The organism is Hymenobacter cyanobacteriorum, assembly GCF_022631375.1.
Taxonomy (GTDB): domain Bacteria; phylum Bacteroidota; class Bacteroidia; order Cytophagales; family Hymenobacteraceae; genus Hymenobacter; species Hymenobacter cyanobacteriorum.
The window spans coordinates 1,068,372-1,090,229 of record NZ_JALBGC010000001.1 but is presented as its reverse complement, the minus strand read 5'-3'; the positions used below and the strand labels follow the sequence as shown (position 1 = coordinate 1,090,229).

Annotated in this window: 18 protein-coding genes; 11 read left to right on the top strand and 7 right to left on the bottom strand. The window is 64.3% G+C overall.

Features of this window, described 5'->3' with window-relative positions:
- Window positions 1-90: 90 nt before the first annotated feature.
- A complete protein-coding gene (locus MON38_RS04650; RefSeq protein WP_241934965.1) occupies window positions 91-1,203 on the top strand; it encodes a LacI family DNA-binding transcriptional regulator in 1,113 nt (370 codons plus the stop codon).
- Between the two features lie 269 nt (window positions 1,204-1,472).
- Here the strand turns inward: MON38_RS04650 and MON38_RS04645 are convergent, their stop codons facing one another.
- On the bottom strand, window positions 1,473-1,889 hold the full coding sequence (locus tag MON38_RS04645; RefSeq protein ID WP_241934964.1) for a hypothetical protein: 417 nt from the start codon (window positions 1,887-1,889) through the stop codon (window positions 1,473-1,475).
- Window positions 1,890-2,148: 259 nt separating this feature from the next.
- Between MON38_RS04645 and MON38_RS04640 the strand changes: the two genes are divergently transcribed.
- Genes MON38_RS04640 through MON38_RS04630 form a run of 3 tightly spaced genes read left to right on the top strand, consistent with a single transcriptional unit; the run spans window position 2,149 to window position 5,074 of the window.
- A complete protein-coding gene (locus MON38_RS04640) occupies window positions 2,149-3,051 on the top strand; it encodes a histone deacetylase family protein (RefSeq protein WP_241934963.1) in 903 nt (300 codons plus the stop codon).
- 38 nt (window positions 3,052-3,089) lie between these two features.
- Window positions 3,090-3,515 (top strand): energy transducer TonB, encoded by a 426-nt coding sequence (locus tag MON38_RS04635; protein WP_241934962.1) that lies wholly within the window; start codon window positions 3,090-3,092, stop codon window positions 3,513-3,515.
- On the top strand, window positions 3,515-5,074 hold the full coding sequence (locus MON38_RS04630; protein WP_241934961.1) for an energy transducer TonB: 1,560 nt from the start codon (window positions 3,515-3,517) through the stop codon (window positions 5,072-5,074). The genes MON38_RS04635 and MON38_RS04630 overlap by 1 nt, the downstream gene beginning before the upstream one ends.
- 1 nt (window position 5,075) lies before the next feature.
- Here MON38_RS04630 and MON38_RS04625 read toward each other — a convergent pair whose 3' ends face one another.
- The 3 genes from MON38_RS04625 to MON38_RS04615 form a co-directional block, all read right to left on the bottom strand.
- Window positions 5,076-5,828 carry a methyltransferase domain-containing protein gene (locus MON38_RS04625; RefSeq protein WP_241934960.1) on the bottom strand — a complete coding sequence of 251 codons (753 nt, stop codon included), beginning with the start codon at window positions 5,826-5,828 and terminating at the stop codon, window positions 5,076-5,078.
- A gap of 11 nt (window positions 5,829-5,839) precedes the next feature.
- Entirely contained in the window at window positions 5,840-7,012 is a 1,173-nt protein-coding gene (locus tag MON38_RS04620) for a type III polyketide synthase (protein ID WP_241934959.1), read from the bottom strand.
- A 211-nt stretch (window positions 7,013-7,223) separates the two neighbouring features.
- Window positions 7,224-8,342, bottom strand: a complete 1,119-nt coding sequence (locus tag MON38_RS04615; RefSeq protein ID WP_241934958.1) for an NAD(P)/FAD-dependent oxidoreductase — start codon at window positions 8,340-8,342, stop codon at window positions 7,224-7,226.
- Between the two features lie 174 nt (window positions 8,343-8,516).
- Here MON38_RS04615 and MON38_RS04610 point away from each other — a divergent pair, with 174 nt between their 5' ends.
- Window positions 8,517-8,906 (top strand): T9SS type A sorting domain-containing protein, encoded by a 390-nt coding sequence (locus MON38_RS04610; RefSeq protein ID WP_241934957.1) that lies wholly within the window; start codon window positions 8,517-8,519, stop codon window positions 8,904-8,906.
- A gap of 329 nt (window positions 8,907-9,235) precedes the next feature.
- Here MON38_RS04610 and MON38_RS04605 read toward each other — a convergent pair whose 3' ends face one another.
- The 3 genes from MON38_RS04605 to MON38_RS04595 form a co-directional block, all read right to left on the bottom strand.
- Window positions 9,236-10,324 (bottom strand): flavin-containing monooxygenase, encoded by a 1,089-nt coding sequence (locus tag MON38_RS04605; protein WP_241934956.1) that lies wholly within the window; start codon window positions 10,322-10,324, stop codon window positions 9,236-9,238.
- 6 nt (window positions 10,325-10,330) lie between these two features.
- Window positions 10,331-13,210, bottom strand: coding sequence for a PAS domain-containing hybrid sensor histidine kinase/response regulator (locus MON38_RS04600; RefSeq protein WP_241934955.1), 2,880 nt, complete (start codon window positions 13,208-13,210; stop codon window positions 10,331-10,333).
- 86 nt (window positions 13,211-13,296) lie between these two features.
- Window positions 13,297-14,655 carry a sigma-54-dependent transcriptional regulator gene (locus tag MON38_RS04595; protein WP_241934954.1) on the bottom strand — a complete coding sequence of 453 codons (1,359 nt, stop codon included), beginning with the start codon at window positions 14,653-14,655 and terminating at the stop codon, window positions 13,297-13,299.
- Between the two features lie 389 nt (window positions 14,656-15,044).
- Here MON38_RS04595 and MON38_RS04590 point away from each other — a divergent pair, with 389 nt between their 5' ends.
- The 6 genes from MON38_RS04590 to pyrE all read left to right on the top strand — a co-directional run bounded on the left by MON38_RS04590 (window position 15,045) and on the right by pyrE (window position 21,701).
- Window positions 15,045-17,327 carry a T9SS type A sorting domain-containing protein gene (locus MON38_RS04590; protein ID WP_241934953.1) on the top strand — a complete coding sequence of 761 codons (2,283 nt, stop codon included), beginning with the start codon at window positions 15,045-15,047 and terminating at the stop codon, window positions 17,325-17,327.
- Between the two features lie 300 nt (window positions 17,328-17,627).
- A complete protein-coding gene (locus MON38_RS04585) occupies window positions 17,628-18,515 on the top strand; it encodes a DNA/RNA non-specific endonuclease (RefSeq protein WP_241934952.1) in 888 nt (295 codons plus the stop codon).
- Between the two features lie 345 nt (window positions 18,516-18,860).
- Window positions 18,861-19,070, top strand: coding sequence for a hypothetical protein (locus MON38_RS04580; RefSeq protein ID WP_241934951.1), 210 nt, complete (start codon window positions 18,861-18,863; stop codon window positions 19,068-19,070).
- Window positions 19,071-19,293: 223 nt separating this feature from the next.
- Window positions 19,294-20,148: a dihydroorotate dehydrogenase gene (locus MON38_RS04575; protein WP_241934950.1), complete on the top strand. Its 855-nt coding sequence runs from the start codon at window positions 19,294-19,296 to the stop codon at window positions 20,146-20,148.
- A 94-nt stretch (window positions 20,149-20,242) separates the two neighbouring features.
- Window positions 20,243-21,022, top strand: a complete 780-nt coding sequence (gene pyrF / locus MON38_RS04570; RefSeq protein WP_241934949.1) for an orotidine-5'-phosphate decarboxylase — start codon at window positions 20,243-20,245, stop codon at window positions 21,020-21,022.
- 52 nt (window positions 21,023-21,074) lie between these two features.
- On the top strand, window positions 21,075-21,701 hold the full coding sequence (gene pyrE, locus MON38_RS04565; RefSeq protein WP_241934948.1) for an orotate phosphoribosyltransferase: 627 nt from the start codon (window positions 21,075-21,077) through the stop codon (window positions 21,699-21,701).
- The last annotated feature ends 157 nt before the right edge of the window (window positions 21,702-21,858 follow it).

The window sequence follows — 21,858 nt, the reverse complement described above, 5'->3', positions numbered from 1 at the left end:
GCGTAGTTTTGGGGGATTTTTAAGGGGAAGCGCCCCGGTGTTTTACACAACTGCTTTCCCGCGCACCTTCTTGTGCCAAGCCCGCCCTGTATGGCTCCCCGAAAAAAAAATGCGCCCGACGCGGCTACCACCTCCAGCCCCGTATCGATGGCCGACCTGGCCCGCGAACTCAACGTGTCGATGACGACCATCTCGCGCGCGCTCAGCGACCATTTCAGCATCGGGCCGGCCATGAAGCAGAAGGTGCTCAAGCTGGCCAAAAAGTATAACTACCAGCCCAACCACATGGCCTCGGCCCTGCGCAAGGGCAAGAGCAAGCTGCTCGGCATTGTGGTGCCCTACATCGAAGGGCGGTTTTTTCCGTCGGTGGTGCACGGCATCGAAACCGCCGCCAGCAAGGCCGGCTACAACGTCATCATCTGCCAGTCGAACGAAGACGTGGCCCAGGAGCGCCGCAACCTCGACTCGCTGCTGAGCGCGCAGGTGGCGGGCGTGCTCGTCTCGCTTTCGCGCACCACCCTCGACCACAAGCACTTCGACAAGCTGCGCAGCCGCGGCCTGCCGCTGGTGTATTTCGACCGCGTGGTGGAGGGCGACAACGTGAACACCGTGGTGCTCGACGACCGCGAGGGCGGCTACCTCTCCACGCGCCACTTGCTGGCGCAGGGCTGCCGCCGCGTGGCCCACTTCGCCGGTCCGCAGCACCTGAATATTTACCGGAACCGCCGCCAGGGCTATTTCGATGCCCTGCGCGAAGCGGGCCTGCCCGAAGACGAAAGCATGGTCATCTATACCGACATGCTGCAGGAGCAGGGCGCGGCCGGCCTGCGCCAGCTGCTGGCCCTGCCCAACCCGCCCGATGCCATCTTCTCGGCCGGCGACTACTGCGCCCTTGGGGCCATGCAGGAAGCCCGCCGCCAGGGCCTGCGCGTGCCCGAAGACCTGGCCATTGCCGGCTTCAGCAATGAGGCTTTCACGGTCGTCACCGAACCAAACATTACCACCGTCGACCAGCGCTGCGAAGAAATGGGCCAGGCTGCCGTGCGGCTCTTACTGGAGGTGATTGACTCGAAAGGGGAGAGCTTCACGCCCCGGCAGGTGGCCTTGCGTCCCGAACTGCTGGTGCGCGGCTCGTCGCTGCGGCCGGCACTCGCGCCCGTGGCCAAAAAAATGGCCGCCAGCCGGGCCAAAACGGTTGGCTAAGCCGAAAACCAAAATACCCCGGCCAGGGGCCAGGGTATTCGGTGATGTCTCTGGGGTTTCCTCAGCTTCGCCAGCAGCTGGTGGCCGTATTCGCAGCAGCAAGAAGCACACCGGCCGCCGGATTAGCAACTGCTTCCACATTTCTTAACGAACAAAATGCGTGGCTGCTGCTGCCAGTCTGAAACGGGCCGATGCGGAAAAAGTTGACGACTATGCGGGAGGATTAATTCCTTACTTACTGGCCGGCTATAGAGCCGAATTGGGGGTTCCTAAAGCTGCGGCTCAATCGGGCAATTGGGGCAGGGGGTGTAGCCGCCCCCGCCGCCTGGGCCACCGCCGCCCGGGTTGCTGCCGCCGCAGTAGGCGGGCTCGATGTAGCCTTCGTGCAGGCCGTCGAGGTAGCCGCGGTAGTAATCCTCATCGGGCGTGCCTTGGCTGTATTCGTAGTTCTGTTGGGCGCGCGGCTCGTAGTTGTGGGCGTAGTTGTAATTGAAATTGACCCCATCAATGCACTTGTTTTGCAGCGTTTCGCGCAGGCCTTGCTGGTAAGCGTCCTGGTAAGTGTCGGCTACGCGAACCGGTGTGGAAGTGCCTGGCGCGAGGGGGCGTACCGGCAAAGTGGCGTTGACGGAGCCCACCGTGGCGAGCAGCAGGGCAACGGAGAGCAGGCGGGAGAATCTGGTCATGCGATTTGGTTGAAAGGGTGAAGTGGAAGATGTCTCAAAACTAGTGGCTCTTTTGCCCCATATAAAGGACACATACCTGCTGAATGTGACTGTTATTATCGGGTTGAAAAATATAATTTTCAGGCTTTTGCTTATCGGTTTGTTTGCGTAGCGTTCTGGTTTGGCCTTTGAACATTCTCAGCTAACGGTACTTGATGCTCCGATTCTGACATATCGCAGTCCACTTTCCTGTCTGTTTTCTATTCACTGAATTCTCCTCGTGCTTTCCATCGCCTTCGCGCCCTGCTACGCCCACCCGCTGCCCGCCGGCCACCGCTTCCCCATGCTGAAATACGAGCTGCTGCCCGAGCAGCTCCTGCACGAGGGCACGGCCACGGCGGCCGATTTTTTCGTGGCCCAGCCGCCGCCCGATGAGGACATCCTGCGCGTGCACGATGCCGGCTATTACCAGCGCCTGCGCCAGGGCCAGCTCACGCGGCAGGAGGAACGGGCCACCGGCTTCCCGTGGTCGGCAGAGCTGTTCGAGCGCGAAATCACTATCCTCGGCGGTACCATCGAGTGCGCGCGGCGGGCGCTGGCGCACGGCATCGCTTTCAATATTGCCGGCGGCACGCACCACGCCTTCCGCGACCGGGGCGAAGGCTTTTGCCTGCTGAACGACCAGGCTGCCGCCGCTGCTTGGCTGCTGGCCCACGGCCACGCCACCAAGGTGCTGATTGTGGACCTCGACGTGCACCAGGGCAACGGCACGGCCGCCATCTTCCGGCACGAATCGCGCGTGTTCACCTTTTCCATGCACGGTGGCCGCAACTACCCCGCTCGCAAGGAACTGTCCGACCTCGACCTGCCGCTACCCGATGGCACCACCGACGCCGAGTATCTGGCACTGCTGGCCGAAACCCTGCCGCGCCTGCTGGCCGAGGTACGGCCCGATTTTGTGTTCTACCTCGCCGGCGTCGACGTGCTGGCCACCGACAAACTCGGCCACCTGGCCCTCACCCGCGCAGGCTGCCGCCGGCGCGATGAGCTGGTGCTTGGCCTCTGCCACCGGCACGGCCTGCCAGTGGTGGTGTGCATGGGCGGCGGCTATTCCGAAGGCATCATCGACATCGTGGAAGCCCACGCCAACACCTTTCGAGTGGCGGCCGGTTTGTGGGAATAAAAACAGCGTTGCCAGTTAAGGCATTAGTAGCTTGCCGTATGAATTTTCCATCCTACTGGGTCCGGCTGAGTGCCGGTTTTCTGCTGCTGGCGGCGCGCCCTGCTCCGGCGCAAACCTCGCCTGCCCCGCAGCCGGCTGCCGGAATCGAGCAGCGCGTGTACACCTACGTCGAGCAAATGCCGCAGCTGCCGGGCGGTGGCGGCAACCGTGCCGTGCAGGAAGCCATTAAGCAGCGCCTCGTCATCGCCCGCAAAGCGGCCAAGGGCTGCGCAGGCGGCCAGGTACAGGTGCAGTTCACGGTCGATGCCGCTGGCGCGATAAAGGACGCGCACATCGAGCGCGGCCTAGATGCCGTGTGCAACGAGGCCGTGCTGGCGGCCGTGCGCCAGTTGCCCGCCTTCAGCCCAGGCGTGCAGAACGGCCGGAAAGTGGCGGTGCGGCTCACCGTTCCGGTGCCTTTTTAATGGCTGCTCTGGCGGTCCAACGGTGGGTGGTGGCCCTGGCAGGCTTATTGGGAAGTTTGCTGGGGCCGGCTTCAGCAATGGCGCAAACCGGCGGTGCCCCGCCCGACACGACCCGCGCCTACACCTACGTCGAGCAAATGCCTACGCTGCCCGGCGGAGGCAGCCGCGATGACCTCGTGCGCCAGATTCAGCGCCTGCTGGTGCTGCCCGCCGGCACTGCCGATGGCTATAGCGTGGTCACGTTTGTGGTGGGCCCAAGCGGGGCAATTCGCGAAGCCAAAATCACCCGGGGCTCCACGCCGGCCGGCAATGCGGCGGTGCTGGCGGCCGTGGCCCGGCTGCCCCGGCTGGTGCCCGGCCGGCAAAACGGCCAGCCGCTGTCCGTGCAGCTGACCCTGCCCATCCCGTTCGTGGGCCCGCAGCACGTGTACGCCCCCGGCGAGCCCAACCTGGGGCCGGCCAATTACCCCTTCCCAGCGGCCCCGATGCCGGATAGCACGAAGGAATGGCTGCTGGTGGAGGCAATGCCCCGGCTGCCCGATGGCCGCCCCTACACCGCTGCCCACGACCTGGTGCAGCGGGCCTTGGTGCTGCCCGCCAACCTGCGCGCCAACGACGAGGAAGGCATCGCAACGGTTTGTCTGACGGTGGGAGCCAGCGGCGTGGCCTACAATGTGCGGCTCGCGCATTCCATCAGTCCGGCAGCCGATGCGGCCGTGGTAACGGCACTGGCCCGGCTGCCCCGGTGGCAGCCGGGCCGGCGCAACGGCCAGCCGGTAGCCGTGCCGCTCCGTTTCCCGATAGCCGTGATGCGGCCCGACCACGTTTATGCCGAATATGAGCTCCGACAACTTGCCCAGTTCCCGGCCCCGGGCCTGGAGGCCTACGTTCGAAGCAACCTGCGCCTGCCCGCCGAAGTCACCAACGGCAGCCAGAAAGGAGTAACTGAAATCAACTACGTGGTGGGAGAGGACGGCCGCGTGCGCGACGCCTACGTGAACAACGGCCTGTGCCCCACCTGCGACCAGGAAGCCCTGCGCCTCGTGCGGACAATGCCCATTTGGCAACCCGCCCGCACCAGCTACGGCCAACCCGCTGCCACCCGCAAAACGCTGCAGATTAACATGCCTCCCAATGCCGAAGGGGCCAGCTACGAGCCGGGAATGATAGCAGTGCGGGGCAGTACAGACGATTTTGACGAAGACTCCCACGCTCCCGGGCAGCACACGTACACGGCCGTGTCGCAAATGCCCCAGCTGGCAACCGGCGGCGGCCGCCCGGCCGTCATCGCTGCCATTCAGAAAAGAGTGGTGCTGGCCGCGCCAGCCCGGCAGCGCTGCGGCAAAGGCACGGTAACCGTGGCCTTCACCGTCGAAATTACCGGCACGCCCACCGGCGCCTACATCGTGCGCGGGCTGGGGCCGGAGTGCGATGCTGCCGTGCTGGCCGCCGTGCGCCACCTGCCGCGCTTCCGGCCCGGCCAGCAGGGTGACCAGCTGGAGCGCGTGCTCTACACGGTTGAGCTACCACTGGGCCCACCCCCGCCTGCCAAACGGTAGCCTAGCCCGGGCTGCCCGCCGGATAAACCACCAACTGCCAGCGAAACGCCCAGCGCCAGCGCAACTCGTAGCGCACGATACCGGCCTGTGCCAGCAACGCCACCCAATCGGCACGCCGGAAGGCCCGAGCCACCGACAGCGGCGCATCGTGCTGCACTAGGTACGAGCCGCCCAGCAGCCGCGTCAGCCACTTGATGCTGTAGTAGGCCAGCCAGTGCCGGTGCAGGTCGTTGATGATGACGGCCAGCCCGGCTTGCGCCTGCCACTGCCGCAGCAGCGTCACCAGCTCCTCGTCGCTGAAATGGTGGCAGAACAGGCTGCAAGTCAGAATGTCGAACGGCTCGGCCTGAAACTCGGACGAGAAAATATCGAACTGCCGGTAGCTGATTTCGGGAAACGCCCGGCTTTTGGCCGTGGCGTATTCCAGCATGAAAGCGTTGGCGTCAATTCCCGTTAGCTCCACCGCCACGCCGTTGTTGCGCGCCCAGCGGGCCACGTGGCGCAGCGTGTCGCCGCCGCCGCTGCCCAGGTCGGCCACGCGCAGCGGCCGGCCAGCCGGAAAGCGCGGTCGCAGCCGTTCCAGCGCGTTCAGCACCGGCGCGTAGCCGCCTAGCCAGGTATTGATGGTTTCGAGCTCGTCGAGATTCTGGCGCAGCGCCTCGGTGGCCAGCGTCAGGTCGTCCATCAGCTCGGGGCCAGTGGCGCGCACCGCCAAATCGACGGGGGCGGGGCGAGAGAGTACGGGAGAAACCACGGCCACGGACGCTACGACAACACTTCGGCTACTTCAGTGGCGGGCTGGTGGGCGGCGTGGCGCGTGGCCGGAGCCACGCACAGGCCCAGCAGCATGGCCTCCATCGTCAGGCCCGGGCCGAAGGCGAAGCTGAGCACCGGCGCGCCGTGGTCGGCGGGCGTGGCGGCGGCCAGCACCTCGCGCAGCACAAACAACACCGTGGCCGACGACATGTTGCCGTAGTTGCGCAGCACGCGGTAGGCGTGGCGGTTGTCGTCGCGCGTCAGCCCCAATTCGGCCTCGATGGTTTCCAGAATCTTGCGCCCGCCCGGGTGAATGGCGAAATGCCGGATGTCGCGCAGCTGCACTGGCAGGCTGGCCAGCAGCCCATCCGTCAGCTTCCCAATGCCCCGCTGAATCAGCTTGGGCACGTAGCTGCTCAGCGTCATCTCGAAGCCAAAATCGTTGATGTGCCAGGCCATGTCGTCGTGTCCATCGGGCTCCAGCCCGCAATGAAAACCGTCCAGCGACAGGCTGGGCACGCCACCGGGCAGGGGCCGGGCCTGCACCAGGCAGGCGGCCGCCCCGTCGCCAAACAGCGCGTTGCTGATGAGGTGGTCTTCCTCGGGGCTTTTTTGGAAGTGCAGCGTGCACAGCTCCACGCTCACAATCAGCACGCGGGCTCCGGCATCGGCCCGGCAAAAAGCGTCGGCCAGCTTGATGGCATTCACCGCCGCGTAGCAGCCCATAAAGTTCACGCAGGTGCGGCGCACGTCGGGCCGCAGGCCCAGCGCCTGCACCAGCTCAATGTCCAGCCCCGGCGCGTACATGCCCGTGCAGCTCACCGTCACGAGGTGCGTGATGCTGGCTGCGTCCACGTCGGGCACCTGGGCCAGGCTGGCGCGCACCGCTTCCACGGCCAACGGCAGCGCTTCGCGGCGGTAAGCGGCCATGCGCTGCCCTACGCTCGGAAACGGCTCCAGCGTGGGGGTATTGGGGAAAAACGTGTACTCACCCAGCGGCCGGCCGTAGTCGGGCAGCACCGAGTAGCGGTGCTCGATGCCCGAAACCCGGTACAGCGCCCGCAATTTGCGCGTGTCGCTCTCGCCAAACTGCAGGGCCCGGGCCATAAACTCGGCAATCTGCGGCTGAGCAATGCGGTGGGCAGGGTTGGCAGTGCCGATGGCACCTAAATAACTCGGCATGCCGGGAATAAATTAGAAAGTCGGATTAGAAGGAAGTTTGCGGAGGGCAACTGACGAGGCGCGCCGCAGGTTTTAATAGCTTTTTAATACGTACGGTAAAAGAAGCACGTTTATCGCCAGCCCCGGCAAAATCGGGCCAATAACATTCTGGCGTGGGCGTTGCCGCACTGCCGTAGAATTTCCGGTTGTTGGCCGATTTATTCGCCCACCGCTAAAACGGCTGCCCGTGGGTGCGCCGCATCAGCGCCCGCACGGCGGCCGGCCAGTGGCGCAGGCCGCCCACCACCAGCTCGCTCAGCACCGGCCCGCCAAACAGCCGCTGCACCGCCCGGCCCACCCGCAGCCGCGCCCCAAATTGCGCCTGCCAGGCCCAGGCGTAGTTGCTCTCGAGCCGCGCCCGGCTCGTGTGGCCCACCAAAAACTCGTGCGTGGCCGCCGCCGCCAGCGCGGCGCCGTGCAGCGCCATGGCCATGCCGTTGCCGCACAGCGGCGTGATGAGGCCGGCCGCATCGCCCACCATCAGCACGTGCTGCTCCACGGGCTGCTTGGGGGCGAAGGAAATCTCGTTGATGACTTCCGGTTGCGGGTACAGCACTTCGGCTGCGTCCAGAATCTCGCGCAGGCGCGGGTTGCGGGCCAGCACCTCGCGCTCCATCGCCGGGATGGTACCGTGCTGCTTCAGGTTGGCGCGGGTAGTGAGGTAGCAGAAGCACAGCTTGTCTTCCTCAATGGCCGAAATGCCGGCGTAACCATCAGAGAAATTGTGCAGTGCAATTACGTCGCGCGCAAAGCCGGGCAGGCGCAGGTGGTACTTCACGCCGAGGTAGGGCGAGCGTTGGGTGAAGAACGGGCGTTGCAGCTGGCGGTCCAGGGCGGCGCGCTTGCCGTAGGTGCCCAGCACCACGCGGGCCCCGAGCTGGCGGCCGTCGGCCAGCGTCACGGTGTGGCGGTCGGCGGTCGTATCAAAAGTCACGTCCGTTACCGTGCTTTTCAGGTAAAATATCACGCCCCGGGCCACGGCCAGCCGGTACAGGAAATCATCGAGCAGGTAGCGGCTCACCCCGAAACCACCCAAATCGAGCGGACTCGTGAGCAGACGCCCGCCCGGCGAGCTCAGCACAAACTGCGTAATGGCGGCCGGGGCCAGCTCGGCCGGGTCGGCCCCGAGGCGGCGCAGGTAGGGCAGCACCTCGTTGCTCACGTACTCGCCGCATACTTTGTGAAACGGGTATTGCTTGCGCTCGACCAGTGTCACGCGGTGCCCGCGGGCGTTCAGGTCCAGCGCCGCGGCCAGGCCGGCGAGGCCGCCGCCAATTAAGAGTACATCCACGCAGTTGGTCGGCGAATAGCCAGTAATAATGGCGAAATTAGTTTGGTTTATCGAGGTTTTGATATATTCCTGCTGTCGCACCGGAAACGATTTTGTACCTTTGCTAACCAAATTCAAAAATTAACGTTAAGTTCAAGCGCACCGCGCTTATTCTCAGGGGCACTAATTCTAGTTATGATGCAACGCTACTTACTTACTTTACTCATCGGTGCTTGCCTGGGCCTGGGCCTGGCGCCCCTTCAGTCGGCTGCACCGGCTGCGGCTGCCGTGGTACGGCACCGCCCCGGCCAGCAGGCCAAACCCGGCGACGAAAACAAAACCCTTCTCGTGTACCCCAACCCCAGCACGGGCATTGTGCACCTCACCATCAATAACCTGCAGGGCAAAAAAGTGGAGTTGAGCGTGCTTAACGTCATTGGCACGGTGATGTACCGCGAAACCGTAACCGAGCTCAACGACCGCTACACCAAAATGCTCGACCTGAGCAAATTTGCCAACGGTCTGTACTACGTGCGCCTCGAAGCCGAAAATACCAGCCAGATGTGCAAGCTGGTTATTCGTTAATCAGCAGCTGATTTTTCAGCAGAGTTAACCATAAAAAAAGCAGCCCGAAGGCTGCTTTTTTTGTGTCCGGCTAAATCGAAAACTAGCGGGCCCGTACGGGAACGGGTACCAGCATTTCTTTTACTTCGGAAGCGGTTTTGAGCGCGAGGATGGCCGTGACGAGCAACAGGCCGAGCATGAAGATAAACATGATGCGAATAGGAATGGCGGGTGGATAACGGGCCGCGCCGTTCGGGGCGGGCTTCTGGTTCTTCAACCCCGAAAATGGTCAGCAGGTTTCAATAAGATTTGGGCATTCGGGCTGAGGGCCAGTGGGCCTGTCTTCGCGCCTACTGCCCAGCCAGCAGCGCCGCCACCACGCGCCTGGCATCGGCCCCGGCGCCATTCAGCAAAGCCGAGCTGCGGGTATCGAGCCAGCTCAGGCCCAGAAAGGCCACGCCGGGCGCGGCGGTGAGGCCGCGCTGGTGCTGCGGACTGCCATCGGGAGCCAGAATAGGTAATTCAATCCACGGGTAGTGGGGCCGGTAGCCGGTGGCCCATACCACGGCCTCCAGCGGCGGCGTAGCTGCCTTTTCGCCCCGAATGATGCCGCCGGGCAGCACGCCCGTGGCCCGGCCGATGAAGGTTACGTTGGCGAAGCTGCGCAGGTGGTCCAGGTCGCCGCTCACCACACCGTCGGGCTTGCTGTGGAGCCACCGGCCCAGCGCCGTGTGGCGCGGCACCCGCAGAAAACCCGTCAGGGTCATGCCGGCCCAGATGAGCTGGTTGTTGGGGGCGGCGTTGGTGCGCTCGTCATAAGCAGCGAATACGGGACGGCCGGTGGCGGCCAGGTCGGCGGCAATCTGCAGGGCCGAGTTGCCGCTGCCCACCACGGCCACCGGGCCGGTGCCGGGCAGTTGGGCCGGGCGCTGGTAGTCGCGGCTGTGCAGTTGCACCATACCGGCGGCCAGCTGGCTGGCCCAAATCGGTACGTTGGGCTGCACGTAGGGGCCGGTGGCAATAATAACGTAGCGCGCCAGATAGGTGCGGCCGGCAGCGGTGTGCACCGCGTAGCCCGGCTGGCCGGGGGCCGGAACCAGGCGCGTTACCCGCTGTCCGGTATCAATCGGAAAGCTGAAATGGGCCGCGTAGTCGCGCAGGTAGGCCACGGTTTCGTCGCGGGTGGGGTAGCGTAGCGGGCTGCCGGGCCAGGGGCGGCCGGGCAGCCCGCTGGCCCAGGCCGGCGAGAACAATTGCAGCGAATCGTAGCGGGCGGCCCAGGCGGCGCCCACGTTGGGCGCGGCCTCCAGTATCCGAAAGTTCACGCCGCGCTTTCGCAGGTAGTACGCTGCGGCCAGCCCAGCCTGGCCCGCGCCAATTACCACGGCATCGAGCACGATGGGCGGAAAGGCAGCGGCCACGGGCAGCGGAAGAGCCATGCGCGCCTAGTGCTGCTCTGGAAACTCCTGGCGCAGCGCCGCCATCACCTGCTCGGTGGTGGTGCGCACCAGCGTTACCTGCTGGGCAGCGTGGGTGGGTTCGGGCGGGGTATCGCCATAGGCTTCCACCTCGCGGATGACGTGGCGCAGGCTTGCCACGCCCAGGCCGTCGAGCGAGCTTTTGAGGTGGTGGGCGGCATCGCCCACGGCCTCCCAGTTAGCCGCTGTCAGGGCTTCGTCGAGGGCAGTGAGGATGGCGGGCGTGGTTTCGATGAAGGCCCAGGCCAGCCGGCGCACAATGGCTTCGTCGTTGCGCACCAGCTGGCGCACATTGCTAAGGTCGTAGAGGGGTGTTTCGGAAGGCATGGAAGTGGACTTGTGGTATGCAATAACGGGCTCGGCTGCCTGATTGGTGCGGGCCAGCACGGTGCGGATGGTTTCGAGCAGCTGCTCTTCGCGGTAGGGCTTGGCCAGGTAGCCGGCAAACCCGGCCGCCTGCAGGCGCTCGGATTCGCCCGCCTGCGCCCGGGCTGTGAGGGCAATAATGGGCGTGGCGGCCCGGGCCGCGTCGGGGTGGGCCTGCAGGGCGCGGGCGGCCGTTTCGCCATCCATGCCCGGCATCTGAATGTCCATCAGGACAACATCGAACTGGCGATGCTCGAAGAGCTTGATGGCCGCCGGGCCACTGGCGGCTGTGGTCACCTGCCAGCCCCAGTTGCGCAGCACGGTTTCGGCCAGCAGGCTGTTCACGAGGTTGTCTTCCACCAGCAGCAGGCGGCCGGCCTCGGGCGTCACGGCATCCGGTGTGCTCGGCGGGGGGGGCGAAACCGTTTCCGACGTGCCCAGCACCAGCGGCAGGGTAAAGGAAAAAGTGCTGCCGGCCCCCGGCTCGCTGCACACGCGCAGGGTGCCACCCATCAGCTGCACCAGGCCCTCCGAGATGCTCAGGCCCAGGCCCGAGCCGCCGTATTCGCGGTCGGTACTGGCGGCGGCCTGGGCAAAAGGCTCGAATATCTTGTCCAGCGCTTCCGGAGCGATGCCCACGCCGGTGTCGCTCACCACGAAGCGCAGCCAGACCGTGCCCGCCGCCTCGGCCGCACTGGCGGGGCCGGCCACCAGGCGGCAGCTCAGGCGCACCTGCCCGGTTTCGGTGAATTTGATGGCGTTGCTGACCAGGTTCAGCAGCACCTGGCGCAGGCGGTGCGGGTCGCCGAGCACCAGCGGCAGGGCCGTGGGCTTGTCCACGCGCAGGCGCAGCGTCTTTTCGCGGGCCCGCGGGCGCAGCAGGGCCGCGCAGCCGCGCAGCAGCTCGTCGGGGCTGAACGCGGTCGACTCGGGCTGCAGCTTGCCGGCTCCTAGCCGAGCGGTGGTCAGCACGTCGTTGAGAACGGTAAGCAGGTGCTCGGCCGACTCGCCCAGCAGGCGCAGGTAGTCGTGCTGGCTGCGGCTGAGGGTGGTTTTGGCCAGCACGCCCGTCAGGCCCAGAATGCCGTGCAGCGGCGTGCGGATTTCGTGGCTCATGTTGGCCAGGAAGTCTTCTTTGGCCTGGGCGTCTACCTGAGCCGCCGCAATAGCCGCCTCCAGGGCCTGCTGGGTCCGTTTCAGCTCCGTGATGTTGCTGTCCACGCCCAGCACCTGCCCCTGGCCGTCGGCCCCCAGAAACAGCCGCTTCACGCTGCTGAACCAGAGGGTGCTGCCATCGGGCAGCAGCACCGATTCTTCCAGGGTCAGGTCCTGGCCGGTGCGCAGCACCTGCTCGTCCTGCTGCTGGTAGCGGGCCCAGTCGTCGGGCGCCACCAGCTGGGGCGGCGGGGTCATGCGGCCCAGCTCGTCGGGGGTCATGCCAAATACCGTGGCCATGGCCTCATTGGCCAGCAGGTAGCGGCCGGTGTGGTCTTTCAGGTACACGGGGTGGGGCAGGGCATCGATAACCTGCCGGAACAGGCGGTGCTGTTCGGCCAGGTGCGTGGTGGCCTGTTCGTGCTGTTCATCAACGGCCCGGCGCTCGGTAATGTCTTCCGACACGCCCAGCAGGTTCAGCACCCGGCCCTGCGCGTCGCGCATGAACGGGATGTGCGTGGTGCGCAGCCAGCGAACCGAGCCGTCGCGGTGGCGCAGGCTGTATTCCAGGGTGCGGGTTTCACCATTGGCCAGCTTGGCCATTTCGGCCATGTGCTCGTCCATCAGCTGGTGCGAGTGGGGCAGTAGCACCGTCGGCAGCAGTTCGCCGTCGGGGAAAGCCATCAGCTCGTCGCTGGTGTAGCCCAGCAGCTGCTCGACGTGGCGGTTGGCATAGGTGGTGCGGCGCTGGCCCAGGTCGTAAATCGTGAGCAGGTTGGGCACCAGGTCCACGATGCGCCGCAGCAGGTGGCGGTTGTGGCGCAGCTCGGCAATGGCCGCGCGGTGCCGGGTCACGTCCTCCGCGCTGCCCATTAGCTCGGTCGGAGTGCCATCGGCGTCGACGGCCCCAACCCGCAGCCGGATGCGCAGCCAGCGCCAGCTACCGTCGCGGTGTCGGAAGCGGCAGTCCCAGCTTACCTGCTGGTGCGAGGCCAGCCGGGCCAGCACGTCGTGTCGCTGCAGCTGCGCCCGCGAGTCAGGATGCATCAGCTCAGTGGCCAGCCGGCTGCCAAAGGCCAGCATCTCGGCGCTGCTGTAGCCCAGCACGGTCTGGCAGTGGCGGTTGCAGTGCTTCAGGCGCTGCTGCTGCAGGTCGTAGGTGAAAAGGATGAGCGGCACTTGGTCGGCCAGGCCCTGGCTGAAGATGGGCGACTCCGAAAAGGTAGGGGCAGAAGCTTGGTCGGCACTGGCTGGCCGCGCGGCCACGCGGCGCACGGCCGGAGCAGCGGCCCGCCGGGCCAAACGCGGATGTCGAAAACGGCGCATAACGCGAAAAGTACGGCAACAAACTCACATGGGCCCGCCGCCTGGCAGGTGGTGGGGGCGGGCCCGGTGCCGAGCGGGCCACTGGTTCAGTTTACGCGCAATTCCTGCTGCTGAATCATCCGGTAAATGGTGGATTTGCCAATCTGCAGCCGGGCGGCTACGGCCAGCACGTCGCCGTCCATCTCGTCGAGGCACTGCTGCACAATGGCCGTCGTTTGCTCGCGCAGCGAGAGCATGCTGCCCGCGCCCACCAGGGCCCGGCCGGCACGCAGCGGCAGGTCGTCGCCCAGAATCTGCTCGCCGTCGGCCAGCACGGTCGCCAGCTCCACCACCGCCTTCAGCTCGCGCACGTTGCCCGGAAACGTGTGCTCCAGCAGCCGCTCGCAGGCGCTTTCCGACAGGTGCCGCAGCGGCAGGTTGTTCTGGCGGCAAAAGTCGCGCACAAATACCTCAGCCAGCAGCAGGGCATCGTTGCCGCGCTGGCGCAGCGGCGGCAGTGTAATGGGCAGGCCCAGCAGGCGGTAGTACAGGTCTTCGCGGAAGCGGCCGGCCTGCACTTCGGTGAGTAGGTCGCGGTGGGTGGCCACCACCAGGCGCACATCGAAGGCCACGGCCTGGTTGCCGCCCACGCGCGTCACTTCGCGCTCCTGCAGCACGCGCAGCAGCTTGGCCTGCAGGCTGAGGTCGAGGTCGGCAATTTCGTCCAGAAAGAGCGTGCCGCCGTTGGCTTCCTCCAGCCGGCCCACGCGCCGGGCCACCGCCCCCGTGAAGGCGCCTTTTTCGTGGCCAAACAGCTCGCTCTCCACCAGCTCGCGCGGAATGGCGGCCATGTTCACGGCCACGAAGGGCTGGGCGGCGCGGTCCGACTGAAAATGAATGGCCTTGGCTACTACCTCCTTGCCTGTGCCAGTTTCGCCGCTCACGCTCACCGTAATGGTGGTGCGGGCCGCTTTGGCGATGAGCGTGCGCACCTGCTGCATCGAGGCGTGCTCGCCCAGCAGGGCCTGGGCCGCGCCGTAGCGCGCGCCCACCTGCTGGCGCAGCTGGGTGTTTTCGCGGCGCAGGCTCACTTGCTGCTCCACCTTGCCCACAATGTTCCAGAGGCGGTCGAGGGTGTTTTCGTCTTTCACCAGGTAGTCGTAGGCGCCCTGGCGCAGCATGCTCACGGCCGTGCTGATGTCTTCCTGGCCCGAAATGACCAGCACCTCGGTGCCGGGCAGGCGCTCCCGAATCTGGCCCAGCAGCTGCTCGCCCTTGGCATCGGGCAGCGAGTAGTCGAGGGTGATGAAATCGGGCTGTTCACCCAGCTGCTCCAGGCAGGCTTTGGCCGTGGTGAAGCGCTGCACGCTGTGGTTGGGATTGAGCCCCAGGCGGTGCGCCAGCAGCTCACCGTACCACTCGTTGTCTTCAACAACGAATATTTTGAAGGGTAGAACCGATGCCATGAATAAGAAGTGGAAAGTGACGAAGGATTTCCAGGCAGGAGGGGCTAGCGTAGCGCTAACAGGCCATTAACTAAGCCATAGGTAGAATGCGGACGGGTGAAGCTGCATTGGAAAAGTGATATTGCAAAAATACGTTGCAAAACGCGCCGCTGGCAAATTGCTGGGCTAAACGGTGGATGTACGAAGTGTATTCAAAAGCGGATTTAGTGGATAATATTAGAAAATTCCCATCGATGGACTGTTTTCCACGATTGGGAATAGAAAACTTCATAGCTAAAATAGTATCTAACTGACTGCCAGTTGGCCCGAAAAGAAAATGTGTAGTGGCGACGGAATTGCACAGAGAAGGCAAATACAACGCACTATCCCTCATTTTTTTTCTTACAGCCATGCACTCTCGTACTCTCCACACTGGCAATGCTGTTTCGCACCGCTGCGTGGTCCTTCTTTTGCAGAGCGTCCTGCTGCTGCTCGCCCTGGTGCCGGCCGCCTTCGCGCAGGCCACGCTGCCTGCTTATTATTCCACCGGCACTACGGGGGTTAATTACCAGGTTACGCAGCCTTCGCCGCAGATAACTGGCAGCGGCAACGTGGCCGCCGGGGCCAACGCCGCCGATGGCGACTTCGCCACCTTTGCCACCCTGAAAGTAGATGCCACGGCCAGCGTGGGCGTGCCCGTGGGCCTGCTGCTGAAGCTTACCGGCACGGCCCCGGCTGGCTACCGCGCCGGCGTGGTGCTGGCCCGGCAGGCCGCCGGCCTGGTCAACCTTAACGCCCTGGGCACCGTGACGCTGCGCACCTACCTCAACGGCACCGCGCCGGCCCAGCGGCAGGAAACGAAAGTGGTGCAGGCCAGCGTGGTGCAGGCACTGCTGCTGGGCGCCAGCACCCGGCCCACGCAGCTCGGATTCATTACGTCCAAGCCGTTTGATGCGGTGGAAGTGGAGTTTGGCGGGTTAGTGGGCATCAATTACACCACCAATATTTACTACGCCTACGGCGTGCGGCCCGGCGTGCAGACGCGGGCCAGCGGCTACATCTCGCGCTTTGCCGCGCTCACGGGCAATGAGTACGCGGCGGCTAGTGCTTCGGGCCTGCTGTGCGTGGGCTCCGACGTGGAGAACCCGGCCAACGTGGCCGACAGCGACCTCACCAACTTTGCGCTGCTGCACACCACGCTTTCGGTGGCCTGCAACCCGTCGCTGCGCACCAAGCTGGCTGGTGTGCCGGTTACGGGTGCCCCCAGCGGCCACTACGCCGGTTTCGTGATTGGCCAGCAAAGCCTGCTCGATGTGAGCCTGATAAGCAGCTTGCAGCTGACGACCTACCTGAACGGCGTGCAGCAGGAAGAAAAAACCAACCTCGGCCTGCTCGACCTCACGCTGCTGCCCAACAACAAGGCCCAGGTGGCCTTTGCCACCACCAAGGCCTTCGATGAGGTGAAGATTCAGCGCGTGGGCCTGCTTACGGCCCTTGATGATTTGGAAGTGTATTACGCCTTTGGGCTGGCTCCGTCGGCCTTCCAGGGCATTAATCCGGTGCTGTCGAATTTTGGCATGCCCCAGTCCGGGACTGATTATTTCAACAGCGGCCCGCAGGTGGTTGATGTGGGGGTGATGGTTGGAAACTTGTTCGTCGTCAACGGCACTGTCCAGCTCAGCTCGGTGACCGACCCCCAAAAAGCGGCCGATAACGACAACAGCAATTATGCCGTGCTGAACACCACCGGCACCAACCTGCTGACGCTGGCCAATACCGCCAATGCTTATCTAAGCCTGAAGCTCAACGGCACGGGCCAGGCCGGCAACCGCGTGGGCATGGTGGTGAGCAACGGCGCGGGCCTGCTCGACGTGGACGCGCTGCGCCGCATCACCGTATCGACCTACGATGCCAACAACGTCATCATCGAAAGCAAATCGGGCGACGAATTGGTGAACGTGCAGCTGCTCGACGGCACCCAGCGCAACCAGGTATCGTTTCTGGCCTCGCGCGATTTCAGCTACGTGCGGCTCGACGTAACCAGCGCCGTTTCGGTGAGCTCGAACACTCGCGTATACTACGCCTTTGCCCAGGATGTGCCGCTGCTCTCGCTGCAGTACCCGCTGCCCGTTGAGCTCACCAGCTTCGACGCCAAATGGACCGGCGGCGCTACCGACCTGCGCTGGACCACGGCTTCGGAAAAAAACAGCAGCTACTTCGTCGTGGAGCGCTCGACCAGCGGCGCGAGCGAATACCAGGCCGTGGGCCGCGTGGCCGCCGCCGGCAGCAGCGCCAGCAGCCGCAGCTACCAGCTGCGCGATGCCGAGGCCGGCTCGCTGGGTGTGAACACGCTGTACTACCGCCTGCGGCAGGTCGATGCCGACGGGCGCGAGGCATTTTCGCCGGTGGTGGCCGTCGCCGTGGGCAAGCAAGCGGGCCTGGCGCAGCTAGACGCGTACCCCAACCCGGCTGGCAAGGCCGAAGAAGTGCGCCTCGATTTCCGCAACCTGCCCGGTGGCGGCCAGCTCACCACCTACGCCGAAACCGGCCAGCTGGTGAGCCAGGTAACGCTAGCCGAGAATGCGGGCCGCGTGGCGCTGCCCGCGCTCAAAGCCGGCCTCTATTACATCGTGTTGCGCGATGCGGCCGGCCGCAAGGTGGCCACCGAGCGCGTCGTGGTGAGCGGCCGCTAGGGTTGGCGGCCACAGTTGGCGGCGGTTTGCGCGGCTAAGTAAGGGTGCGTGGAATACTGGTTTATCTACCCGGTTGGGCCCCGCTGGCAGTGCTGGCGGGGCCTTTTGCGCACTGACTGTGTCCAAAACCGGGAATTGTGGCCGGGGCTTTGTACTGAAGGATATAGCAATGCCATAATTTTGTTAATCAGTGAATTGGTGAGATGGTAACATAGGCGTAACATTGCGGACGTGGTGGGGTAATCCCAACGCGGGAATTTTGCGGTCACCACTTTTAACCTTTTTCAAAAACACTTTTACATGAAGGTTACGCTTACCCGAATCAGCAGCATTGCGCTGCTCGCTGCCCTGGCCATTTCCTGCTCGCGCGTCGAGCCGGTAGCCCCCAGCCAAGACCCTACCGCCGCCACTGTGAACCAGGACGCCACGCGCGACAACAACCTGGCCATGGGCAACCCCAGCGGTGCCGTGACGGATGCCACGAACTCCCCCAACAACTACCTGATGACCAAAACCCAGTACACCCTCTCGTATAGCCGCGACAAGGGCAAGCCAAACTGGGTGAGCTGGCACCTGAGCAGCGCCTGGCTGGGCAGCACGCCGCGCCAGGACAATTTCTCGTCCGATGCCACGCTGCCCAGCTCGTGGTTCCACGCCACCAGCAGCAGCTACACCGGCTCGGGCTTCGACCGCGGCCACAACTGCCCCAGCGCCGACCGCACCGGCTCGGTGGCCGACAACTCGGCCACGTTCCTAATGACGAACATGATGCCCCAGGCCGCCAACAACAACCAGCAAACCTGGGCCAACCTGGAGAATTACGAGCGCACGCTTGTGGGCCAGGGCTACGAGCTGTACGTCATCTGCGGCAGCTACGGCAGCGGCGGCACCGGCGTGAACGGCTACGCTACCACCATCGCCGGCGGCAACATCACGGTGCCCGCCCGGTGCTGGAAAGTGGTAGTCGTACTGCCCGAAGGCAGCTCCGATGCCAGCCGCGTGACCACCAGCACGCGCATCATCGCCATCGACACGCCCAACACCACCAGCATCAGCTCGAACTGGGGCTCGTACCGCACCACGGTCGATGCCATTGAGCAGGCCACGGGCTACAACATCCTCTCGGCCGTGAACAGCACCGTGCAGGCCACGATTGAGTCGAAAGTTGACACCGGCCCCACGAGCTGATACTGCGCTTGTGCGTTGGTTTTTAGCAGATTTATTGCACTTATAGCAAGTCAGCAGCCAGATAAATAAAAAGGCCCCGAAATACGACGTATTTCGGGGCCTTTGTACTGCCCGATACATGCAGCCGGCGGCTACACATTAGGGATAAAGAGTCGAAGTTACGGTGGGTTCTGCTTGCAGAGCAATCGGTTACGAATAACGGAATTTTTTTCGAGGCTGAAAAAGGCAGTGAAAAGTGCATCGATTAGCTAGTTAGGGTAAAAATTAAAATCGAAAAGAGGTGCCCAACAAAAACTTAATATGACCAAAAGTTTGGCCGGCGTAATCCTGCCGTAATTTTGCATCGTGCTTCAACCCAAACACCCGTTGATGAAGCGCGGGACCCTGCTCAGCAGCGGCCCGCGAGAGGACCGGAAGGTCTTCGTCGCCGCCGGTTTTTGCGATTTTGCCTCCGGTATTTCCGCTGTTTTTTCGGGTTGCTATCCTGCCGCCGTTTCGGATTCCGAAACGGTTTTTTTACGCGCGGTCGGTTCGGTTTTCTACCTAGCTTTTTAGTGTTTTAAGTAATACATCATGAACACCGATGCCTTCGCCCCGAAGTGGCTGCAGCTACCATCGCCTCGCCTCGGCCAGGCCGGCATCCGCGAGTGCGTGTCGTTCCTGATTAACCGCGACAACGTAATTTAAAGAATCCTTTTGCCGGTTCGCCGGCCGAATGTCGCCCACACCTGGCCCGGCCTAAGAGCGGGTGAATAGTCGTTTTTCAATTACTTGCATAATGCTTATGAAACTAGGGGCCATTACGTTACAGAATGCAGTGTGCCTGGCGGCGGCGCCCTGGGACCTGGCCGGTGAAGGCTATGAGCAGTTGGGGGCGATTTTTACCAAAACCGTGACCATGGAGCCCCGCGCCGGCCTGCCCGGCGACGAAGGCATTCTGCAAGTAGCCGACCAAACCCTGCTCAACCGCACCGACCTGCGCACCGAAGGGGCCGAGCTGCTGGTGCAGGAGCACCTGCCGCGCCTGCGCCGCTTCGGCGTGCCGGTCTTCGTGAGCGTGACGGCCTTGGGCGTGCCCGGCTTTCGGAAGATTGCGCGTTACCTGCAGCGCGAAGTGGGCGAGCAGCTGGCGGGGCTGGAAGTGTACATCACGGTGCCGCCCGGCGGCTCGGGCGCTGATGTGACGGCTCGTTTCGTGCGCGAAGCCACCGAGGCCGTGCGCAACGAGCTGCGCGCCGAGGCCGCCGTGATTGTGAAGCTGCCGCCGTGGCCCGACCACATCCGGGGCCTGGCGCTGGGCGCGCAGGAGGGCGGCGCAACGGCTTTGGCCGCTACCAATACGCTGAAAGTATTGCACCTGCCCGCCGACCGCGCCGCCGCGCCGCTGGTGGGCGGCCTCTCGGGCGAGGCGTTGCGGCCACTGGCTCAGCGCTGCGTGTGGGAGCTGGCAAATGACGAGCAACTGACGCTGCCCATCTTCGGAACGGGCGGCATTTTCACGCTGCGCGACGTGCAGGACTACCTGCGCGTGGGGGCGCAGGCCGTGCAGGTGGCCAGCGGCGAGTGGCTGTCGCCGGGCCTCTCGGCGCGGCTGGCGGCCGAGGTGGCGCACGCGGCACTGCCCACGAATTAGCCGGCGCGGGGTGGTGCCGGTTTGGCCGGCAGCCGCTACCTTGTTTGCTTCATTCTTCGCCATTCACTCCACCAATCCCACCCAATCTGCTCTCATGCAAAAGCTCACTGCCCGCGTTCAAGCGGCTAATTCTCTGCTCTGCGTCGGCCTCGACCCGACCGGCGACGATGCCACCGTGGCCCGCCGCCTGCGCGAAGTCATTGCCCAGGCCGCGCCCTACGCCGCCGCGTTCAAGCCCAACCTGGCCTTCTTTCTGAGCCGGGAAAACGGCGTGGCTCTGCTCCAGCAAACCGTGCGCGAAATCCCGACGGATATTCCGGTGATTCTGGACGGCAAGTTTGGCGACATCGCCAATACCGCCGAGCAGTACGCCCGCTTCGCCTACGACGTGGTGGGCGCCGACGGTGTGACCGTGAACCCCTACATGGGCGACGACACCATTCGGCCCTTCGCGCGGCCCGGCAAGCTGGTGTTTTCGCTGGCCAAAACATCCAACAAGCCCCAGCACGGCCTGCAGGACGCGGCCATGACGCGCGGCGGCTCCATCAGCGACTGGGCCGCCCGCCTGGCCAAGCTCATGGACGAGGAAATAACCGACTCGACGGTGGGCCTGGTGGTGGGCGCTACCGAGCCGGCCACCGTGGCCAAGCTGCGCGCCGCCTGCCCCGAGCAGTGGTTCCTGGTGCCGGGCATCGGCGTGCAGGGCGGCGACCTCTCGGCCACGCTGCGCGCCGGCTTGCGCAAAGACGGCAGCGGCCTGCTGATAAACTCCTCGCGGGGAATCTGGCAAGCGGCCGACGCCGGCGCCGCTGCCCGCGAGTTGCAAGAACAAATCAACGAATTCCGGGCCGTAACGAGCCCAACCCACGCCTGACCCAAAAAGCCGCTGCAACGCGGCTTTTTGCTTTTTAGATTTTCTGTAAGAAATGACCGACCAATTCTATACCTCGTCCATCACCGCTTTCGATGCGGCCACGCTGGAGCACCTGCTGCGGCAGGAAGATGCCCTATTGAGCGGCCATTTCCGGCTGTCGTCGGGCTTGCATTCGGATACTTACGTGCAATGCGCCCGTTTCCTGCGCCGGCCCGATTTGGCAGGCCCCGCCGCCGCCGCCTTGGCGGTGCAGCTGGAAGCAGCGGGCCTGAAACCCGACGTGGTGGTGGGCCCCGCTATGGGCGGCGTGGTGATTGGCTACGAGTTGGCCCGGCAGCTGCGCGTGCCCGGCATCTTCACCGAGCGTGATGTGGATGGGCAGATGACGCTGCGGCGTGGCTTTACCATCGAGCCCGGCGAAAAAGTTGTCATCGCCGAAGATGTGGTGACGACCGGCAAGAGCACCCTGGAAGTGGCGAAAGTGCTGCGCGAAATTGGCGCCGAGGTGCTGGCCGTGGCTTCGCTGATTGACCGCACAGGTGGCCAGGGCGGCCTGGATTTCCCGCATTTCGCGCTGCTGAAGGTGCAGGCCGCTACCTACGCGCCGGAAGCTTGTCCACTGTGTGCGGCCGGGGTGCCGGTGGTGAAGCCCGGCAGCCGGCCGGAAAAGGCGTTTTAGAGCTGTTGAATTGAGGAAGAACGTCATGCAGAGTGCAGCGAAGCATCTCGCTTGCCACCACTAATTGATGATGTTCCGACGATTGGATTACCACCCTGGCGAGATGCTTCGCTGCGCTCTGCATGACGTTCTTAAATAAGACGTTCCGATATCAGCA

Bases quoted from the DNA above. Each gene is read 5' to 3' on its own strand.
- MON38_RS04650 (WP_241934965.1), top strand. From the start codon at position 91: ATGGCTCCCCGAAAAAAAAATGCGCCCGACGCGGCTACCACCTCCAGC.
- MON38_RS04645 (WP_241934964.1), bottom strand. From the start codon at position 1,889: ATGACCAGATTCTCCCGCCTGCTCTCCGTTGCCCTGCTGCTCGCCACG.
- MON38_RS04635 (WP_241934962.1), top strand. From the start codon at position 3,090: ATGAATTTTCCATCCTACTGGGTCCGGCTGAGTGCCGGTTTTCTGCTG.
- MON38_RS04630 (WP_241934961.1), top strand. From the start codon at position 3,515: ATGGCTGCTCTGGCGGTCCAACGGTGGGTGGTGGCCCTGGCAGGCTTA.
- MON38_RS04620 (WP_241934959.1), bottom strand. From the start codon at position 7,012: ATGCCGAGTTATTTAGGTGCCATCGGCACTGCCAACCCTGCCCACCGC.
- MON38_RS04610 (WP_241934957.1), top strand. From the start codon at position 8,517: ATGATGCAACGCTACTTACTTACTTTACTCATCGGTGCTTGCCTGGGC.
- MON38_RS04605 (WP_241934956.1), bottom strand. From the start codon at position 10,324: ATGGCTCTTCCGCTGCCCGTGGCCGCTGCCTTTCCGCCCATCGTGCTC.
- MON38_RS04600 (WP_241934955.1), bottom strand. From the start codon at position 13,210: ATGCGCCGTTTTCGACATCCGCGTTTGGCCCGGCGGGCCGCTGCTCCG.
- MON38_RS04595 (WP_241934954.1), bottom strand. From the start codon at position 14,655: ATGGCATCGGTTCTACCCTTCAAAATATTCGTTGTTGAAGACAACGAG.
- MON38_RS04590 (WP_241934953.1), top strand. From the start codon at position 15,045: ATGCACTCTCGTACTCTCCACACTGGCAATGCTGTTTCGCACCGCTGC.
- MON38_RS04585 (WP_241934952.1), top strand. From the start codon at position 17,628: ATGAAGGTTACGCTTACCCGAATCAGCAGCATTGCGCTGCTCGCTGCC.
- MON38_RS04575 (WP_241934950.1), top strand. From the start codon at position 19,294: ATGCTTATGAAACTAGGGGCCATTACGTTACAGAATGCAGTGTGCCTG.
- pyrF (WP_241934949.1), top strand. From the start codon at position 20,243: ATGCAAAAGCTCACTGCCCGCGTTCAAGCGGCTAATTCTCTGCTCTGC.
- pyrE (WP_241934948.1), top strand. From the start codon at position 21,075: ATGACCGACCAATTCTATACCTCGTCCATCACCGCTTTCGATGCGGCC.